Origin of the sequence: Pseudomonas monachiensis, from assembly GCF_047345015.1 — a bacterium.
In the GTDB taxonomy this organism is placed as follows: domain Bacteria; phylum Pseudomonadota; class Gammaproteobacteria; order Pseudomonadales; family Pseudomonadaceae; genus Aquipseudomonas; species Aquipseudomonas monachiensis.
The window spans coordinates 4667743-4682844 of record NZ_CP178857.1; the positions used below are offsets into that span (position 1 = coordinate 4667743).

The 15102-nt window shown below is 59.8% G+C and carries 13 protein-coding genes; 5 read left to right on the forward strand and 8 right to left on the reverse strand.

Translation table 11 applies throughout. The features are described from left to right. The first annotated feature begins 1 nt into the window (after position 1). The 5 genes from ACMDB8_RS20870 (at position 2) to ACMDB8_RS20890 (ending at position 5280) form a co-directional block, all read left to right on the forward strand. On the forward strand, positions 2 to 934 hold the full coding sequence (locus ACMDB8_RS20870; protein WP_056727997.1) for an ABC transporter substrate-binding protein: 933 nt from the start codon (positions 2 to 4) through the stop codon (positions 932 to 934). Continuing rightward, complete coding sequence (locus ACMDB8_RS20875) at positions 931 to 2832, forward strand: ATP-binding protein (protein ID WP_056728000.1); 1902 nt, start codon at positions 931 to 933, stop codon at positions 2830 to 2832. Before ACMDB8_RS20870 ends, ACMDB8_RS20875 begins: the two co-directional genes overlap by 4 nt. A 247-nt stretch (positions 2833 to 3079) precedes the next feature. Next, positions 3080 to 3595 carry a 3-hydroxyacyl-[acyl-carrier-protein] dehydratase FabA gene (gene fabA, locus ACMDB8_RS20880; RefSeq protein WP_003227150.1) on the forward strand — a complete coding sequence of 172 codons (516 nt, stop codon included), beginning with the start codon at positions 3080 to 3082 and terminating at the stop codon, positions 3593 to 3595. An 11-nt stretch (positions 3596 to 3606) separates the two neighbouring features. Next, positions 3607 to 4827: a beta-ketoacyl-ACP synthase I gene (gene fabB / locus ACMDB8_RS20885; protein ID WP_046042997.1), complete on the forward strand. Its 1221-nt coding sequence runs from the start codon at positions 3607 to 3609 to the stop codon at positions 4825 to 4827. 264 nt (positions 4828 to 5091) lie between these two features. Next, positions 5092 to 5280 (forward strand): hypothetical protein, encoded by a 189-nt coding sequence (locus ACMDB8_RS20890; RefSeq protein ID WP_056728002.1) that lies wholly within the window; start codon positions 5092 to 5094, stop codon positions 5278 to 5280. A 68-nt stretch (positions 5281 to 5348) separates the two neighbouring features. On the opposite strand, the gene ACMDB8_RS20895 is transcribed toward ACMDB8_RS20890, so the two are convergent. The 8 genes from ACMDB8_RS20895 to ACMDB8_RS20930 all read right to left on the reverse strand — a co-directional run bounded on the left by ACMDB8_RS20895 (position 5349) and on the right by ACMDB8_RS20930 (position 14934). Then, positions 5349 to 6296 (reverse strand): hypothetical protein, encoded by a 948-nt coding sequence (locus ACMDB8_RS20895; protein WP_409078942.1) that lies wholly within the window; start codon positions 6294 to 6296, stop codon positions 5349 to 5351. Between the two features lie 182 nt (positions 6297 to 6478). After that, entirely contained in the window at positions 6479 to 7021 is a 543-nt protein-coding gene (locus ACMDB8_RS20900) for a DUF2058 domain-containing protein (RefSeq protein ID WP_056728006.1), read from the reverse strand. Between the two features lie 28 nt (positions 7022 to 7049). Then, positions 7050 to 7883, reverse strand: coding sequence for a nucleoside triphosphate pyrophosphohydrolase (gene mazG / locus ACMDB8_RS20905; protein WP_056728007.1), 834 nt, complete (start codon positions 7881 to 7883; stop codon positions 7050 to 7052). Positions 7884 to 7999: 116 nt separating this feature from the next. After that, the gene (gene relA, locus ACMDB8_RS20910) at positions 8000 to 10243 is read right to left on the reverse strand and encodes a GTP diphosphokinase (RefSeq protein ID WP_056728008.1); all 2244 of its coding nucleotides are present in this window, start codon (positions 10241 to 10243) and stop codon (positions 8000 to 8002) included. Positions 10244 to 10365: 122 nt separating this feature from the next. Further along, positions 10366 to 11718, reverse strand: a complete 1353-nt coding sequence (gene rlmD / locus ACMDB8_RS20915; protein WP_056728009.1) for a 23S rRNA (uracil(1939)-C(5))-methyltransferase RlmD — start codon at positions 11716 to 11718, stop codon at positions 10366 to 10368. Next, positions 11718 to 12620 (reverse strand): cysteine synthase CysM, encoded by a 903-nt coding sequence (gene cysM / locus ACMDB8_RS20920; RefSeq protein WP_056728010.1) that lies wholly within the window; start codon positions 12618 to 12620, stop codon positions 11718 to 11720. The genes rlmD and cysM overlap by 1 nt, the downstream gene beginning before the upstream one ends. Positions 12621 to 12803: 183 nt before the next feature. Further along, complete coding sequence (locus tag ACMDB8_RS20925) at positions 12804 to 14225, reverse strand: sensor histidine kinase (protein ID WP_223541050.1); 1422 nt, start codon at positions 14223 to 14225, stop codon at positions 12804 to 12806. Continuing rightward, positions 14215 to 14934 carry a response regulator transcription factor gene (locus ACMDB8_RS20930; protein ID WP_223541049.1) on the reverse strand — a complete coding sequence of 240 codons (720 nt, stop codon included), beginning with the start codon at positions 14932 to 14934 and terminating at the stop codon, positions 14215 to 14217. Before ACMDB8_RS20930 ends, ACMDB8_RS20925 begins: the two co-directional genes overlap by 11 nt. Positions 14935 to 15102 lie beyond the last annotated feature (168 nt).

Here is a 15102-nt window from a genome sequence, read left to right on the forward strand (position 1 = left end):
GATGCCGAATCGTCCAGCCTGCGCAATACCGACCCTGGGTCGGCTGCTGGCCATACTCTGCCTGCTGACAAGCGGCCTGCTGGGCAGCCTGGCGAGTAACGCGGCCGACATTTTGCTCACGGGGGCCGAAGACAGCCCGGCTGTGCGGGCGTTTACCCAGGCCCTGAGCGAGTTGCGACCACGCGATAACGTACGCTTCCAGACGCTGGCCAAAATGCCGATACCGGACAAGCTGCCGGAAAACATCCGCTTGATACTGCTCGACCTGCCCAGCCTCGACTGGCGCCTGCAGAACACCCAGGGCCCGGCAACTCTCGTATTGCGCATCAGCCGCCTGCAAGCCCGGCAACGCTTGAACAACACGTTGCCTGCGCGCCTTTGCCTGCTATGGAGCGATCCGCCACTGGACCGCCAGTTACGCTTGACCCGCACCCTGTTGCCTCAGGCCAGACGCATCGGCGTGCTCTACGACACCCACAGTGAATTCCTCTTGAATGAGCTGCGTCAGGCCGCCCTCCCCCTGGGTCTTGAAGTGGTCACCCAGCGCTGGGACAACATTCACGACAGTCGTCCACTACAAGCACTGCTAAGCAAAAGCGACGTGTTGCTGGGTCTGGACGATGCCGACCTGTACAACCCGCAAACCGCAAAGAACCTGCTGCTGAGCAGCTACTCGCGGCAAGTGGCGCTGATCGGACCCAACGCCGGATTCGTCAAGGCCGGGAGCCTGGCCAGCACTTATAGCGACCAGAGCGACTGGCTGGCGGTCCTCGACGAATTGCTCGACCGGCCACCGGCCACCTGGCCGCGCACGCTCTATCCCCATCGATTCAAGGTCGCGAGCAATCCGCAGGTGGCACGTTCATTGGGCATCGAACAGATAGACGAAACGTCTGTCGCCACACTGCTGGCTGAAGGAGAACGCCGCCCATGAGCTTGCGCCGTCGCTGGGACATCAACACCCGCACCCAACTCATCAGCCTTGGCCCTGCGCTGCTGCTGACCTTGTTGCTGATCAGTTTCTTCACGTTCGTGCGCATTCAGGATCTGCGTCAGGAAATCACCCACACCGGGCAGTTGATCGCCAATCAACTGGCCCCGGCCACCGAATACGGAGTGATTTCGGGCAACATCGAAGTGCTCGAAACCTTGCTCAAGGCGACGCTGGCCACACCCAACGTGAGCTTTCTGGAAATCCAGGACAGCGCCAACCGGGTTCTGGTGTACGTCGAACAACCAAACGAACACCACAATCGCGCGCTACAACTCGAAGTGTTCCAGGCACCGATACGGCTCCAGCGCATCGCGTTGCACAATGATTTTTTCCAGAGCAGCAAAACCGCCACTGCCGCCCCCACAGAAGACTATCTGGGCCGGGTGATCGTCGGGCTGTCCAACGACGCCTTCAGCCGGCGCCAACAGGAAATCGTGCTCAAGGCGGCCATCCTGGCGCTGTTTGCCCTGCTGTTTACCTTCCTCGTGGCCCGGCGCCTGGCGGGCAGCCTGTCGCAACCGATCCGTGATATCGGCAATGCCGTCAAGGCGATCCAGGAAGGCGACTACAAGACACCGCTGCCCATAGTCGACGACACCGAGCTGGGGGCGCTGTCGCAACACATCAACAACCTCGCCAGCGGTCTCGAGCAGGCCAGCCGCGAACAGCATCAGGCCATGGCGCAACTGATCCAGACCCGCGAAGAAGCGGAAAAGGCCAACAACGCAAAATCCGATTTCCTCGCCATGATGAGCCATGAACTGCGCACGCCGATGAATGGCGTACTGGGCATGCTGCAGTTGCTGGAAACCACCGACATGACCGAGGAACAGGTGGAGTACGCGGCGCTGGCCTCGGAGTCCACCGAGCACTTGCTCAAGGTCATCAACGACATCCTGGATTTCTCGCGGATCGAACGTTCAGAGCTGGAACTGGAGCACATTGCGTTCAACCTCGCCGATCTGATCGGCAGTTGCGCCCAGTCGTTCCAGCACAGCGCCGTGCAACGCCGTCTGGACCTGCAACTGATGATCCCCGACGACATGCGCGGCTTGCAGGTCAAGGGCGACCCGACGCGTATCCGGCAGATACTGGTCAACCTGGTTGGCAACGCGCTGAAGTTCACCGAAAAGGGCCGCGTCACCATCGAGGCGCAGTGGCAGTCGCTGGACCACGAGTTGCTGTGGTTCACCTGCACCGTGCGCGACAGCGGCATCGGCATCCCGGCGCAAAGCCTGGAATTGATGTTCAACGCTTTCCAGCAGGCCGACAGCTCTATCTCCAGACGCTACGGCGGCACGGGGCTGGGCCTGCCGATAGCCCGTACCCTGGCCGAACGCATGGGCGGCACCTTGCGCGCGCAGAGTGAGGAAGGCCGCGGTTCGGTGTTCACCCTGGAAATTCCCCTGGCACTGCACCAGCAGACACAACCGCTGTTGCCCCCTCGCGCGCAATCGCGCAACAGCAACGGCGAAGGGCGCAATGTGCTGTTGGTCGAAGACAACCCGGTTAACCAGACGGTCATCGAAGCCATGTTGCGCAGCCTGGGCTTCAAGGTCAGTGTCGCCGCCGACGGCGCGCAGGCGGTACGCAGTGCCGAAAGCCTGATTTTCGAAGCGATCCTGATGGATTGCCGCTTGCCGATCATCGATGGCTATGAAGCCACCCGACAAATCCGCAAGCTACCCGGTTGCACCGACCTGCCGATCATCGCCCTGACCGCCAACGCCTTGCAGGGCGATCGCGAAGCCTGCCTGTCGGCGGGGATGAACGATTACCTGGCCAAGCCGTTCAAACGGACTGATCTGCAGCAAATTCTGCAACGTTGGGTGCAGTAGTACAGGCCTTTCGACCATCTGTGACTGGCGTGAAAGGCGAAAGTGCGGCAGTCTTAGGCACCCGAACAGGCCCGAAAAGGGGCTTGAATAAAAATTTCAGTGCACAAGTGTACATTCATGTCCTTGGTGCTGTGACTTTCACCACAACGCAATAGTCTATGAGTAGGCTGCCGGTTCGAGGCATGAACGCTTCGATCGGCCGGGAAGATTTGCCCCACCTGCCGCATGGGACTATTGAGGAGCTCGCATGACCAAACAAAACGCCTTTACCCGGGAAGACCTGCTGCGCTGCAGTCGCGGTGAGCTGTTCGGCCCTGGTAACGCGCAACTGCCCGCCCCGAACATGCTGATGGTTGATCGCATCACCCTGATCAGCGAAGAAGGTGGCAAGTACGGCAAAGGTGAATTGGTCGCCGAGCTGGATATCAATCCGGACCTGTGGTTCTTCGCCTGCCACTTCGAAGGCGATCCGGTGATGCCGGGCTGCCTGGGCCTCGACGCCATGTGGCAACTGGTAGGCTTCTTCCTGGGCTGGCAAGGCTTGCCGGGCCGTGGCCGTGCGCTGGGTTCGGGCGAAGTGAAATTCTTCGGCCAGGTCCTGCCGACCGCCAAGAAAGTCACCTATAACATTCATATCAAGCGCGTCCTCAAGGGCAAGCTGAACCTGGCCATCGCCGACGGTTCGGTCACTGTCGACGGTCGCGAAATCTATACCGCCGAAGGCCTCCGGGTCGGCGTGTTCACCTCCACTGACAACTTCTAAGGGTTATCCGCATGCGCCGCGTCGTTATCACTGGTCTGGGCATCGTTTCTTGCCTGGGCAATGACAAAGAGACCGTCTCCGCTAACCTGCGTGCAAGCCGCCCTGGCATCCGGTTCAACCCGGAATATGCCGAAATGGGTCTGCGTAGCCAGGTTTCCGGCTCCATTGACCTCAACCTTGAAGAACTGATCGATCGCAAGATCTATCGCTTCGTCGGCCACGCGGCAGCTTATGCCTACCTGGCCATGAAAGACGCCATCACCGACTCCGGCCTGACCGAAGAACAGGTGTCCAACCCGCGTACCGGCCTGATCGCCGGTTCCGGTGGCGCATCGACCCTGAACCAGATGGAAGCGCTGGACATCCTGCGCGAGAAAGGCGTCAAGCGCGTCGGCCCATACCGCGTCACGCGGACCATGAGCAGCACCGTTTCGGCATGCCTTGCCACTCCGTTCAAGATCAAGGGCCTGAACTACTCCATCGCTTCTGCCTGCGCCACCAGTGCTCACTGCATCGGTACCGCCATGGAACAGATCCAGATGGGCAAGCAGGACATCGTCTTCGCCGGTGGCGGTGAAGAAGAGCACTGGAGTCAGTCGTTCCTGTTCGACGCCATGGGCGCCCTGTCCAGCAAGCGCAACGACACCCCGGAAAAAGCCTCCCGTGCCTACGATGCTGACCGTGACGGTTTCGTCATCGCCGGCGGTGGCGGCATGGTCGTGGTTGAAGAGCTGGAACACGCTCTGGCCCGCGGCGCCAAGATCTATGCGGAAATCGTTGGCTACGGCGCGACCTCCGACGGCTACGATATGGTTGCCCCTAGTGGCGAAGGCGCGATCCGCTGCATGCAGCAGGCGCTGTCCACCGTCGACACCCCGATCGACTACCTCAACACCCACGGCACCTCGACCCCGGTCGGCGACGTCGCGGAAATGAAAGGTGTGCGTGAAGTGTTCGGCGACAAGGCACCGGCCATCAGCTCCACCAAGAGCTTGTCGGGTCACTCCCTGGGCGCCGCCGGCGTTCATGAAGCGATCTACTGCATGCTGATGATGGAAGGCAACTTCATTGCCGGCTCCGCCAACATCGACGAGCTGGACCCTGAAGTGGCCGACCTGCCGGTGCTGACCAAGACCCGCGAAAACGCCACCATCAACACCGTGATGAGCAACAGCTTCGGTTTCGGTGGCACCAACGCCACCCTGGTACTGAAGCGCTGGCAGGGCAAGTAATACCCCGCCATAACGCCGCGCAAGAAAACGCCCCGACTGGTTCGGGGCGTTTTTTTGCCTTGAGAAAACCCTCTGAAGATGAAGCTTTTGTCATGAAACCAAATGCCCTGCGACTGAATGTCGCGGATTCCGCGGGCTGCAGCACTGTTGCCGTTTTTGCAAAAAACCCTTACCAAACCCAATCATTTACTTAGCAAGCTACCAAACTCTATAACAGAGTCCTGCACACGCCTTGCTGCAGATAACAGAGATTGGAGCTAGCAGATGACTGTAAAAGTAACTGAACGCGACGATTCACATAAATCCCACGAGGGTGTAGCCGCCGGTATCCGGATCTGGGACGTGCATCAACAAGACCTGCTGGTCGGGATGTTCCACTCCGAGACCGACGCGCAAAACTACAGGGCCGAACTGGAAATGCTCGAGCGCAAACGCGAGCTCGCAACCGGTTGAGGACAGACTCTACAGACTTGCAGCTTGCCCCCCCCACGCAGGGGCAGGCTGCAACCGGGCCACTTGGCTCAGGTAATGTGAACAGCCGCCAAATGAAGGGAGTCGTCGATCACCAGCGCAGGGACAACACTGACGATCCGCCCCGCTTCAAGTTTCACCACCTCGCATTCACCGTCGCCCGCGCCGTCATTACGGATCGCGTACTGGAGCGAAGACGGATGCAGTTTGCCGTAGTTGAATTTCATGCCGCAGGCAATCAGAAAATCGATCTTCGCCCCCGCCAGTTCAATTTCCTTGTCCCGCTCACCGTCTTTCAACTCTGCATAATCGAGACATAAATTGATACTGAATGGGCAGCCCGGAACGAGGCTGTTAATAAACATCCCTTCATATCCACCAAAATAACTATGCTCGGCCCGCACACTACTCACTGCCTTTACCCTGACTACAACCTCGTCAAACAACTTAAATAACCAATAGCCGTCTTCATCGCCAACATGGTTGCCGAAATCGATACCTGATACGTAGCGTTTCGGCCACATCGACATCAATGGCATATCGACCTCATATTCCTTGTTGGTAATTGTCAGCATGTAATTGATAACATCGTAGTAACTCGACTCCCCCTCTCCTACCTTGATAAGCGTCGCACAGCTTCCCGCCAGCAAAACGATCTTGCCGTATTGCTCCATTGGTAGTTCGCTGATCAACAGCGTCACACACTCAGGTACCTTCTCCAGGTATGCAGAACTCAGCTCGTGCAGTTCTTCTTCACTGCGGATCTGGTGCCAGGGAATATTCCAGAAAAACTCAGGCAGGGTAAAGAAAACACACGCAGTCTCACCATGTTTCTCACGGGCGGTCTTAGCAGCGATCTTGATTTTTCGGCGCACCAGGTAAGCGCGCTCGGCCAGTTCACTGTCCAGATAATCGAGAATGGATTGTTCGGGCATTCGCGGGTGCGACAACTGCGATTTGAAAGTGGGTTGACGTAACGAAGCGATACTTACCAGCATCAAAGATATCCTTATCCATTTAAATTCATTCCATTAGTTCCTCCCGCCAAACAGCTAACCACTCATTCAAGAGCGATTATTTTTGGCAAAAGAAAACCCGAAAGATCGTATCGATACGAGCTTTCGGGTTCAAATTTTTAATCCTGCAAAGTACTAGCAAATATTTAGTACTGGCGAACTATTTACCACATCAGATCATCAGGGATCTTGTAGGCCGCGTACGGATCGTCCTCGACGCTGACTTCTTCGGTCTGCACATTCAACTGCACGATGCGTTGCGGGTCACGCTCCTGAATCTTCAGCGCCGCCTCGCGCGGAATCACTTCGTAGCCGCCGGCGTGATGCACGATGGCCAGAGAACCGCTGCTGAGCTTGTTGCGCATCAGGTTGTTGACGCAGATGCGCTTGACCTTCTTGTCGTCGACGAAGTTGTAGTAATCCTCGGTCGTCAATTTCGGCAGGCGCGAGACTTCGATCAATTGCTTGACCTGCGCGGCACGGGCCTTGGCCTCGGCCTTTTCCTGCTGCTGGCGGTTGAGCTCCTGGTCGCGCTTGACCTTCTCGGCCATGGCTTCCTGTGCCGCCCGCTGTTGGGAGTCATCCAGTTCGATCTGGCCTTTGTGGGCCAGGCGTTGCTGTTTCTGCTTGTCTTTGCTGACCTGCTTGGCCTGCTTCTGGTTGACCAGCCCTGCTTTGAGCAACTGGTCGCGAAGGGAAATGCTCATGGTGCTTATTACTCACTTAGGCCACTGCTCAACCGCAGCTGGGCAAATTCTTTTCCTGACGTTTGGCTTCGCCCCACAAGGCGTCCAACTCTTCGAGGGTACAATCTTCCATGGGACGGCGGGTGTCGCGCAATGCCTGTTCGATAAAACGAAAGCGTCTTTCAAACTTGCCGTTGGCGCCACGCAGTGCGGTTTCCGGATCAACCTTGAGATGCCGCGCCAGATTCACCACGGAGAACAGCAGGTCACCGATCTCGTCGGCCACGGCCTCGGGATCATTTTCCGACATGGCTTCAAGGACTTCATCGAGCTCCTCACGCACTTTGTCGAGCACCGGCAAGGCGTCCGGCCAGTCGAACCCGACCTGCCCCGCGCGCTTTTGCAATTTCGCCGAACGTGACAACGCCGGCAATGCAGCGGGGACGTCATCGAGCAATGACAGCTGTTCGGGCGCCGAGGACTTCTCTGCGCGCTCCTCGGCCTTGATCTCTTCCCAACGCTGCTTGACCTGCTCTTCGCTCAGGCGCGGGACATCCAGTGGCGCATAGAGATCGCCCGCAGGGAACACATGGGGGTGACGACGGATCAGCTTGCGGGTGATGCTGTCGACCACGCCATCAAACTCGAAGCGCCCTTCCTCCCGGGCCAACTGGCTGTAATACACCACCTGGAACAACAGGTCACCGAGTTCACCCTGCAAGTGATCGAAATCACCGCGCTCAATGGCGTCGGCGACTTCGTAGGCTTCTTCCAGAGTGTGGGGGACGATGGTGGCGTAAGTTTGCTTGATGTCCCACGGGCAACCGTACTGCGGGTCGCGCAGTCGGTTCATCAGGTGAAGCAGGTCTTCAAGGCTGTGCATCGACAATCTCATTTAGACGCAGGCCCCTGTAGGAGCTGCCGCAGGCTGCGATCTTTTGATGTTAAAAAACAAGATCAAAAGATCGCAGCCTGCGGCAGCTCCTACAAGGGTGCCGATCATGGCGTACGGTTACGCCGGGTTTCGATGATGTTCGGCAACTGGGAAATCCGCCCCAACAACCGCCCCAACGCATCCAGCCCCGGAATCTCGATGGTCAGGGACATCAACGCAGTGTTGTCCTCCTTGTTCGAGCGAGTGTTGACCGCCAGCACGTTGATTCGCTCATTGAGCAAGACCTGCGAGACGTCACGCAGCAACCCGGAACGGTCGTAGGCGCGGATGACGATGTCCACCGGATAGGTGAGCACCGGCACCGGGCCCCAACTGACCTGGATGATCCGCTCTGGCTCACGCCCGCTCAGTTGCAGCACCGAGGCGCAGTCCTGGCGGTGAATGCTCACCCCGCGGCCCTGGGTGATGTAACCGACGATGGCATCTCCCGGCAGCGGCTGGCAGCAGCCGGCCATCTGGGTCATCAGGTTGCCGACGCCCTGGATCTGGATATCGCCGCGCTTGCCCGGTTTGTAGCCAGTGGCCTTGCGCGGTATGAGTTCAAGCTGTTCGTTGCCACGCTCCGGCTCGACCAGTTGCTGCGCCAGGTTGACCAGTTGCGCCAGGCGCAAGTCGCCAGCACCGAGGGCCGCGAACAGGTCTTCGGCGGTTTTCATATTGGCCTTGTCGGCCAGCTTGTCGAAATCCACCGCCGGCAGACCGAGGCGATTAAGCTCGCGCTCAAGCAGCGTTTTACCGGCCGCGACGTTCTGGTCACGAGCCTGCAACTTGAACCAGTGAACGATCTTGGCCCGTGCCCGCGACGTAGTGACGTAGCCCAGGTTCGGGTTCAACCAGTCGCGGCTCGGGGTGCCGTGCTTGCTGGTGATGATCTCGACCTGTTCACCGGTTTGCAGGCTGTAGTTGAGCGGCACGATGCGCCCGTTGATCTTGGCGCCACGGCAGTTGTGACCGATTTCGGTGTGGACGCGGTAGGCGAAGTCCAGCGGGGTCGCGCCCTTCGGCAAGTCGATGGCGTGACCGTCCGGGGTGAAGATATAGACCCGGTCCGGCTCGATATCGACCCGCAGCTGTTCCGCCAGGCCACCGATGTCGCCCAGCTCTTCGTGCCATTCGAGCACCTGGCGCAGCCAGGAGATTTTCTCTTCGTAATGATTGGAGCCGGACTTGACGTCGGTGCCCTTGTAGCGCCAGTGCGCGCAAACGCCGAGTTCGGCTTCTTCGTGCATCGCATGGGTGCGGATCTGCACTTCCAGCACCTTGCCCTCGGGCCCGATTACCGCCGTGTGCAGCGAGCGATAGCCGTTTTCCTTGGGGTTGGCGATGTAGTCGTCGAACTCTTTCGGGATGTGTCGCCACAGGGTGTGAACGATGCCGAGCGCGGTGTAGCAATCGCGCATTTCCGGCACCAGCACGCGAACGGCACGCACGTCGTAGATCTGGCTGAACTCCAGACCCTTGCGCTGCATTTTGCGCCAGATCGAATAGATGTGCTTGGCCCGGCCGCTGATGTCGGCATCGACACCGGTGGCCTGCAATTCGTTTTTCAGCTGGCTCATCACGTCGCTGATGAAACGCTCGCGATCCAGTCGCCGCTCATGGAGCAACTTGGCAATCTGCTTGTACTGGTCGGGCTCAAGGTAACGGAAGGACAAGTCTTCCAGTTCCCACTTGATGTGACCGATACCCAGGCGATGGGCCAGCGGTGCGTAGATGTCGAAGACTTCACGGGCCACGCGGTTGCGTTTTTCGTCGTCGGCGGTTTTCACCGCGCGGATCGCGCACGTGCGTTCGGCCAGCTTGATCAGGGCGACGCGAACGTCGTCGACCATGGCCACCAGCATCTTGCGCAGGTTTTCCACCTGGCCCTGAGTGCCCAGCACCAGGGATTTGCGCGGGCTCAGGCTGTCGCTGATCGCGGCCATGCGCTGCACGCCGTCGATGAGCTTGGACACCACCGGACCGAAGCGCTGGCTGACGGCCGGCAACTTGATCTGATTTTCGCGCACGCCTCGATACAGGATCGCGGCGACCAAGGAGTCCTGGTCGAGCTTGAGATCGGCGAGGATCTCGGCGATCTCAAGCCCGGTACGGAAAGTCGAGTTACCTTCCGACCACAGATTCTGTGCCGCATTGGCTTGTTGTTCGGCCTCCCGAGCGTACTCGCAGGCCTCTTTCAAGGCTTCGCGATCCAGTGCCAGATCGACACTGACCGCATGATCGAGCCAAGCCTCGAGATTGATACTGCCGTCGGTGTTGATCGGCTGGTGTGCTCTCACCTGTACCATCTTGCTTACCTTCCCTACGACGCAGATTCAATGCGTCAAATCGCTGACCTTCGTTGCCCGTGCGCCCACGTCGGGCTGGGTGCGCGGCTGCACGGGCGGGCCAGTCGGACCAGACGAGCATCCTAGCTCGCTTCAAATAACGCCATGGCCTCGACATGTGCCGTTTGAGGAAACATATCGAGAATCCCGGCACGTTTTAACCGGTAGCCCTGCTTGATCAATTCGACCGTGTCGCGCGCCAGAGTTGCAGGGTTGCACGACACATACACCAATCGCTCGGCGCCAAGGCTCTTGAGCTTGCGCACGACCTCGAAAGCACCGTCACGCGGTGGGTCCAAGAGTACCGCACAAAAGCCTTCGGCGGCCCATTCGGCGCCTGTCAAAGGCTGGGATAAATCGGCCTGAAAAAACTTCGCGTTATGCAGATTGTTGCTAGCCGCATTCGCCGCGGCCCGATCGACCATCACCTGCACGCCTTCGACCGCTACCACTTCACGAGCGGCCTTGGCCAACGGCAAGGCAAAGTTGCCCAGGCCACAGAACAGGTCAAGTACCCGCTCATCCGCTGTCGGCTTCAGCCAGTCCAGCGCCTGGGCGACCATCGCTTCGTTAACGGCGGCGTTGACCTGGATGAAATCCCCTGGACGATACGCCAACTCCAGGTCCCACTGTTCAAGGCGATAGCCCAACGACTGATCGGCCTCGACCGGTTGCGGTTCGCCGTCGCCATGCAGCCACAACTGGGCTTCATGGAACGCACAGAATTCCTTGAGGATCGTCAGGTCGGCGTCGGACAACGGTGCCATGTGCCGCAGCAACACAGCCAGCGTCGAGCCACTGAACAACTCCACATGCCCGAGCGCCTGGGGTTTGCTCAAGCGCCGCAGCATCTGGGGCAAGCGGGCCATGATCGGTTGCAAGGGCTGTACCAGCACCGGGCAGTCATCGATGCCCACGATGTCCTGGCTGCCGGCGGCACGGAAACCGACTTCGAGTTTTTTCGCCTTCATGTCCCAGCGCACAGCGACTCGGGCACGACGCCGGTAAGCGAATTCCGCACCGCTCAATGGCGCTGCCCACTCTTCGGGTTCGACGCCCGCGACCCTCGACAACTGCTCGGCGAGCATGCGCTGTTTCAGGGCAAGCTGTTCGTTGTGGGGCAGATGCTGCACGCTGCAACCGCCGCAGCGGCCGGCATGGGCGCACGGTGCAGGCCGGCGTAACTCACTGGCCTTGAACACCCGCTCGGTACGCGCCTCGACCACTTTGCCGTGGGCACCGAGCACCCGCGCCTCGATCTCTTCACCGGCCAATGCGCCGATGACGAACCAGGTGCGGCCTTCGAAAAACGCGATACCGCGACCGTCATTGGCCAGGCGCTCGATGGTCAGGCGCTGCTTTTTGCCGGTCGGGACTTGCGGGGCCTTGCTGCCGCCAGTGGGCTGGAAGCGCAGGCCTCTTTCATGTTTGGCCATCAGTTGGGCGCGTCGAAAATGCCGGTCGACAGGTAACGGTCGCCACGGTCGCAGATGATCGCGACGATCACCGCGTTTTCAACTTCTTTGGACAGGCGCAGCATGGCCGCCACGGCACCGCCCGAGGACACGCCACAGAAAATGCCTTCTTCGCGGGCCAGACGACGGGTCACGTCTTCGGCTTCGCTTTGGGCCATGTCGACGATCCGGTCCACGCGGTCGGCCTGGTAGATCTTCGGCAGGTATTCCTGAGGCCAGCGGCGGATACCCGGGATCGCCGAGCCTTCCATCGGTTGCAGACCGATGATCTGCACGTTGTCGTTCTGCTCTTTCAAGTAGCGCGACACACCCATGATGGTGCCGGTGGTGCCCATGGAGCTGACGAAATGGGTGATGGTGCCCTGGGTCTGGCGCCAGATTTCCGGGCCGGTGGTGGTGTAGTGCGCCTCGGGGTTATCACCGTTGGCGAACTGGTCCAGCACCTTGCCGCGACCTTCAGCTTCCATTTTCTGCGCCAGATCACGGGCGCCTTCCATGCCCTGCTCCTGACTGACCAGAATCAGCTCGGCGCCATAGGCCGTCATGGCTGCCTTGCGCTCGGCACTGGAGTTGTCCGGCATGATCAGGATCATCTTGTAACCCTTGATCGCAGCGGCCATGGCCAGGGCGATCCCGGTGTTGCCCGAGGTCGCCTCGATCAGCGTATCGCCGGCGTGGATCTGCCCGCGCAGTTCGGCGCGGGTGATCATCGACAGCGCCGGCCGGTCCTTGACCGAACCCGCCGGGTTGTTCCCTTCGAGCTTGAGCAATAGGGTATTGCTGGTGGCGCCGGGCAGGCGCTGCAAACGGACCAGCGGAGTGTTGCCGACGCAATCGGCGATGGTTGGGTACTGCAAGGTCATGGCGTATTCGCAATCCAGACTGCGGGGGCGACTATCATACCGGCAAACGTTCCCAGGCCATATCACGCAAAGTGTGGTGCTTATGGTTTATGGGAATAAGCAGATATTTTGCGGTGAACATGAGGGCCTCTTCGCGGGCAAGTCGGATCGCCGCACCGCCGCTCCCACAGGGTACCGGGGTGATCATACGTTTTGCGGTTGGAACACGCCCAATGTGGGAGCGGGCTTGCTCGCGAAGGCGTCGGCACTGGCGCTATTAACATCCGCCAACAAGCGCATATTCAGGCGCAACCCGGTCCCGGTGTTCTGCGCCCACAGCTGTCCGCCCTGACGCTGCACCGCATTGCGGGCGATACTCAAGCCCAGCCCGAATCCACCGTCCCCCGGCCGCGAACCGTCGAGCCGGGTGAACGGCAGGAAGATCCGCTCCAGATCCGCTTGCGCCACGCCGCCGCCGTGATCTTCCAGCCACAGGTGCCAGAAATCGCCATCACGACGACCACCCAATTGGACAATGCCTGCGGCCGGTGAATGCCGAATCGCATTGCGCAGAATGTTTTCCAATGCCTGGGCCAGGGTGTTGAGATGACCGCGAACCCAGCAGGATGAATCCACCGTGCATTGCAACTGCGTATCGGGCCAGCCACTTTCATAGCAGGCGTTTTCCGTGAGCATTTCCCACAGGGCCTGGATCTGGATCGCTTCGTCGGGCAATCGGGTGCGCTCGGTATCGAGCCACGCCAGTTGCAGCGTGTCTTCCACCAGGCGCTGCATGCCATCGACCTCACGCCCGATGCGCTCGCGCAATGGCTCCAGCCCCTGCTCGCTTTCACTGGCCACCCGCAGTCGGCTCAAGGGCGTGCGCAATTCGTGGGACAGGTCGCGCAGCAGTTGCTGCTGCAGGGCTACAGTACTTTGCAGGCGTTCGGACATGTGATCGAACGCCCGACCCAACTCACCCAGCTCATCCGATCGATTGGTGGTCCGGGCCGACAGCCGTACGTTCAGTTGATCGGCACGCCAGGCATTGGCCTGCGCGCGCAAGTGATTGAGCGGGACCACCAACAGGCGATACAGCCCGACGCATAGCAGCAAGGTGAACAATCCCGGAATCACGCCGTTGGTGATCACCCGCCAGAACACCCGATAACGCCCGGGTACAAAGCGCTTGGGCAGCTCGATCACAAGGCTGCCGGCGGACGGGTCACCGGGAAACGGTATGCGCATCCACGGCCGACCTTTCTTGTGGATGGGCCAATCGAGGCCGCGCAAAAAGGTCAGGCGTTCGACTTCCTTGTCCGTCAGCGATTGGTTGCTCAAGGACTGCAAATCACCACCGATGACACCGACCCAGCCTTTTTCCCGCTGATGCATGCCTTGCAGCCAGTCATCGACACCAGCGCTCTGGCGCTGCTGCCAGACCTGCTCGGCTTCGGCGGCGTAGCGCGCCAGGGTGCCGCGGGCCTCATCGGAGAGGAACTGGTTGCGCTGCTCCATGTAACGGCCCCAGGACCAACTCAGCCAGATCATCAGCAGGCAGAAAGCGACCAATAGACAGGCCAGTTTCCAGAACAGCGAATGCCTGCCGGGCAAGTTACACTTCATCAGCGTGGCTCAGGATGTAGCCCTTGCCCCATACCGTGCGTACTTCGCGCTCGGTGTAGCCAATGGCCTTGAGCTTGCGGCGGATCTGGCTGATGTGCATGTCCAGGCTGCGGTCATGGGCCGCGTAACCGCGTTGCAGCACCTGTTGATAAAGGAAGGCTTTGCTCAGTACTTCGTCGGCGCTGCGGTGCAGCGTCTCCAGCAACCGATACTCGCTGCGGGTCAAGCCACCGGCCTGTTCGCCATAAAAGACCTCGTAGCTTTCATCGTCGAAACGCAGGCTGTCCATCGATGGGGCCGGCACCGCGGGTGCGGGACGGCGGTCGAGTGCCACCCGCCGCAGAATGGCTTCGATGCGTACCCCCAACTCCACCATGCTGAAGGGCTTTGGCAGGTAATCATCGGCCCCCAGTCGAAAGCCGCTGATGCGATCGGCCTCGGCACCGAGGGCCGACATCAACAACACCGGGGTGGAATGGCTCTGGCGCAATTGGGTCAGCACCGCCAGGCCGTCCATGCCTGGCAGCAGAATATCCATCAGCACCACGTCGAAAGCTTCCCTGCGGGCAATATCCAGGCCTTCCCGGCCGTTCTGGCACCAGGTCACCTGGAAACCGCTACGGTCCAGATGCTCATGCACGTAGGCGCCGAGCACAAGGTCGTCTTCGATGGACAGGATTCGGGGGAGACCGGCAGTGATGGGAGTCATGACTATCTGCAAATAATTCTCAGTTGAGCAATTATTCAAGATTGCCTCGCCAGGGGCAACCCACCGTTTGTCCATATCGCCATTAAGTCATTCGGGCCGACGAATGACGGCACCATTTTTACGAGGATTGCCCGCGAGCAAATCGCTACACTGCGCAAGTGGTGCATG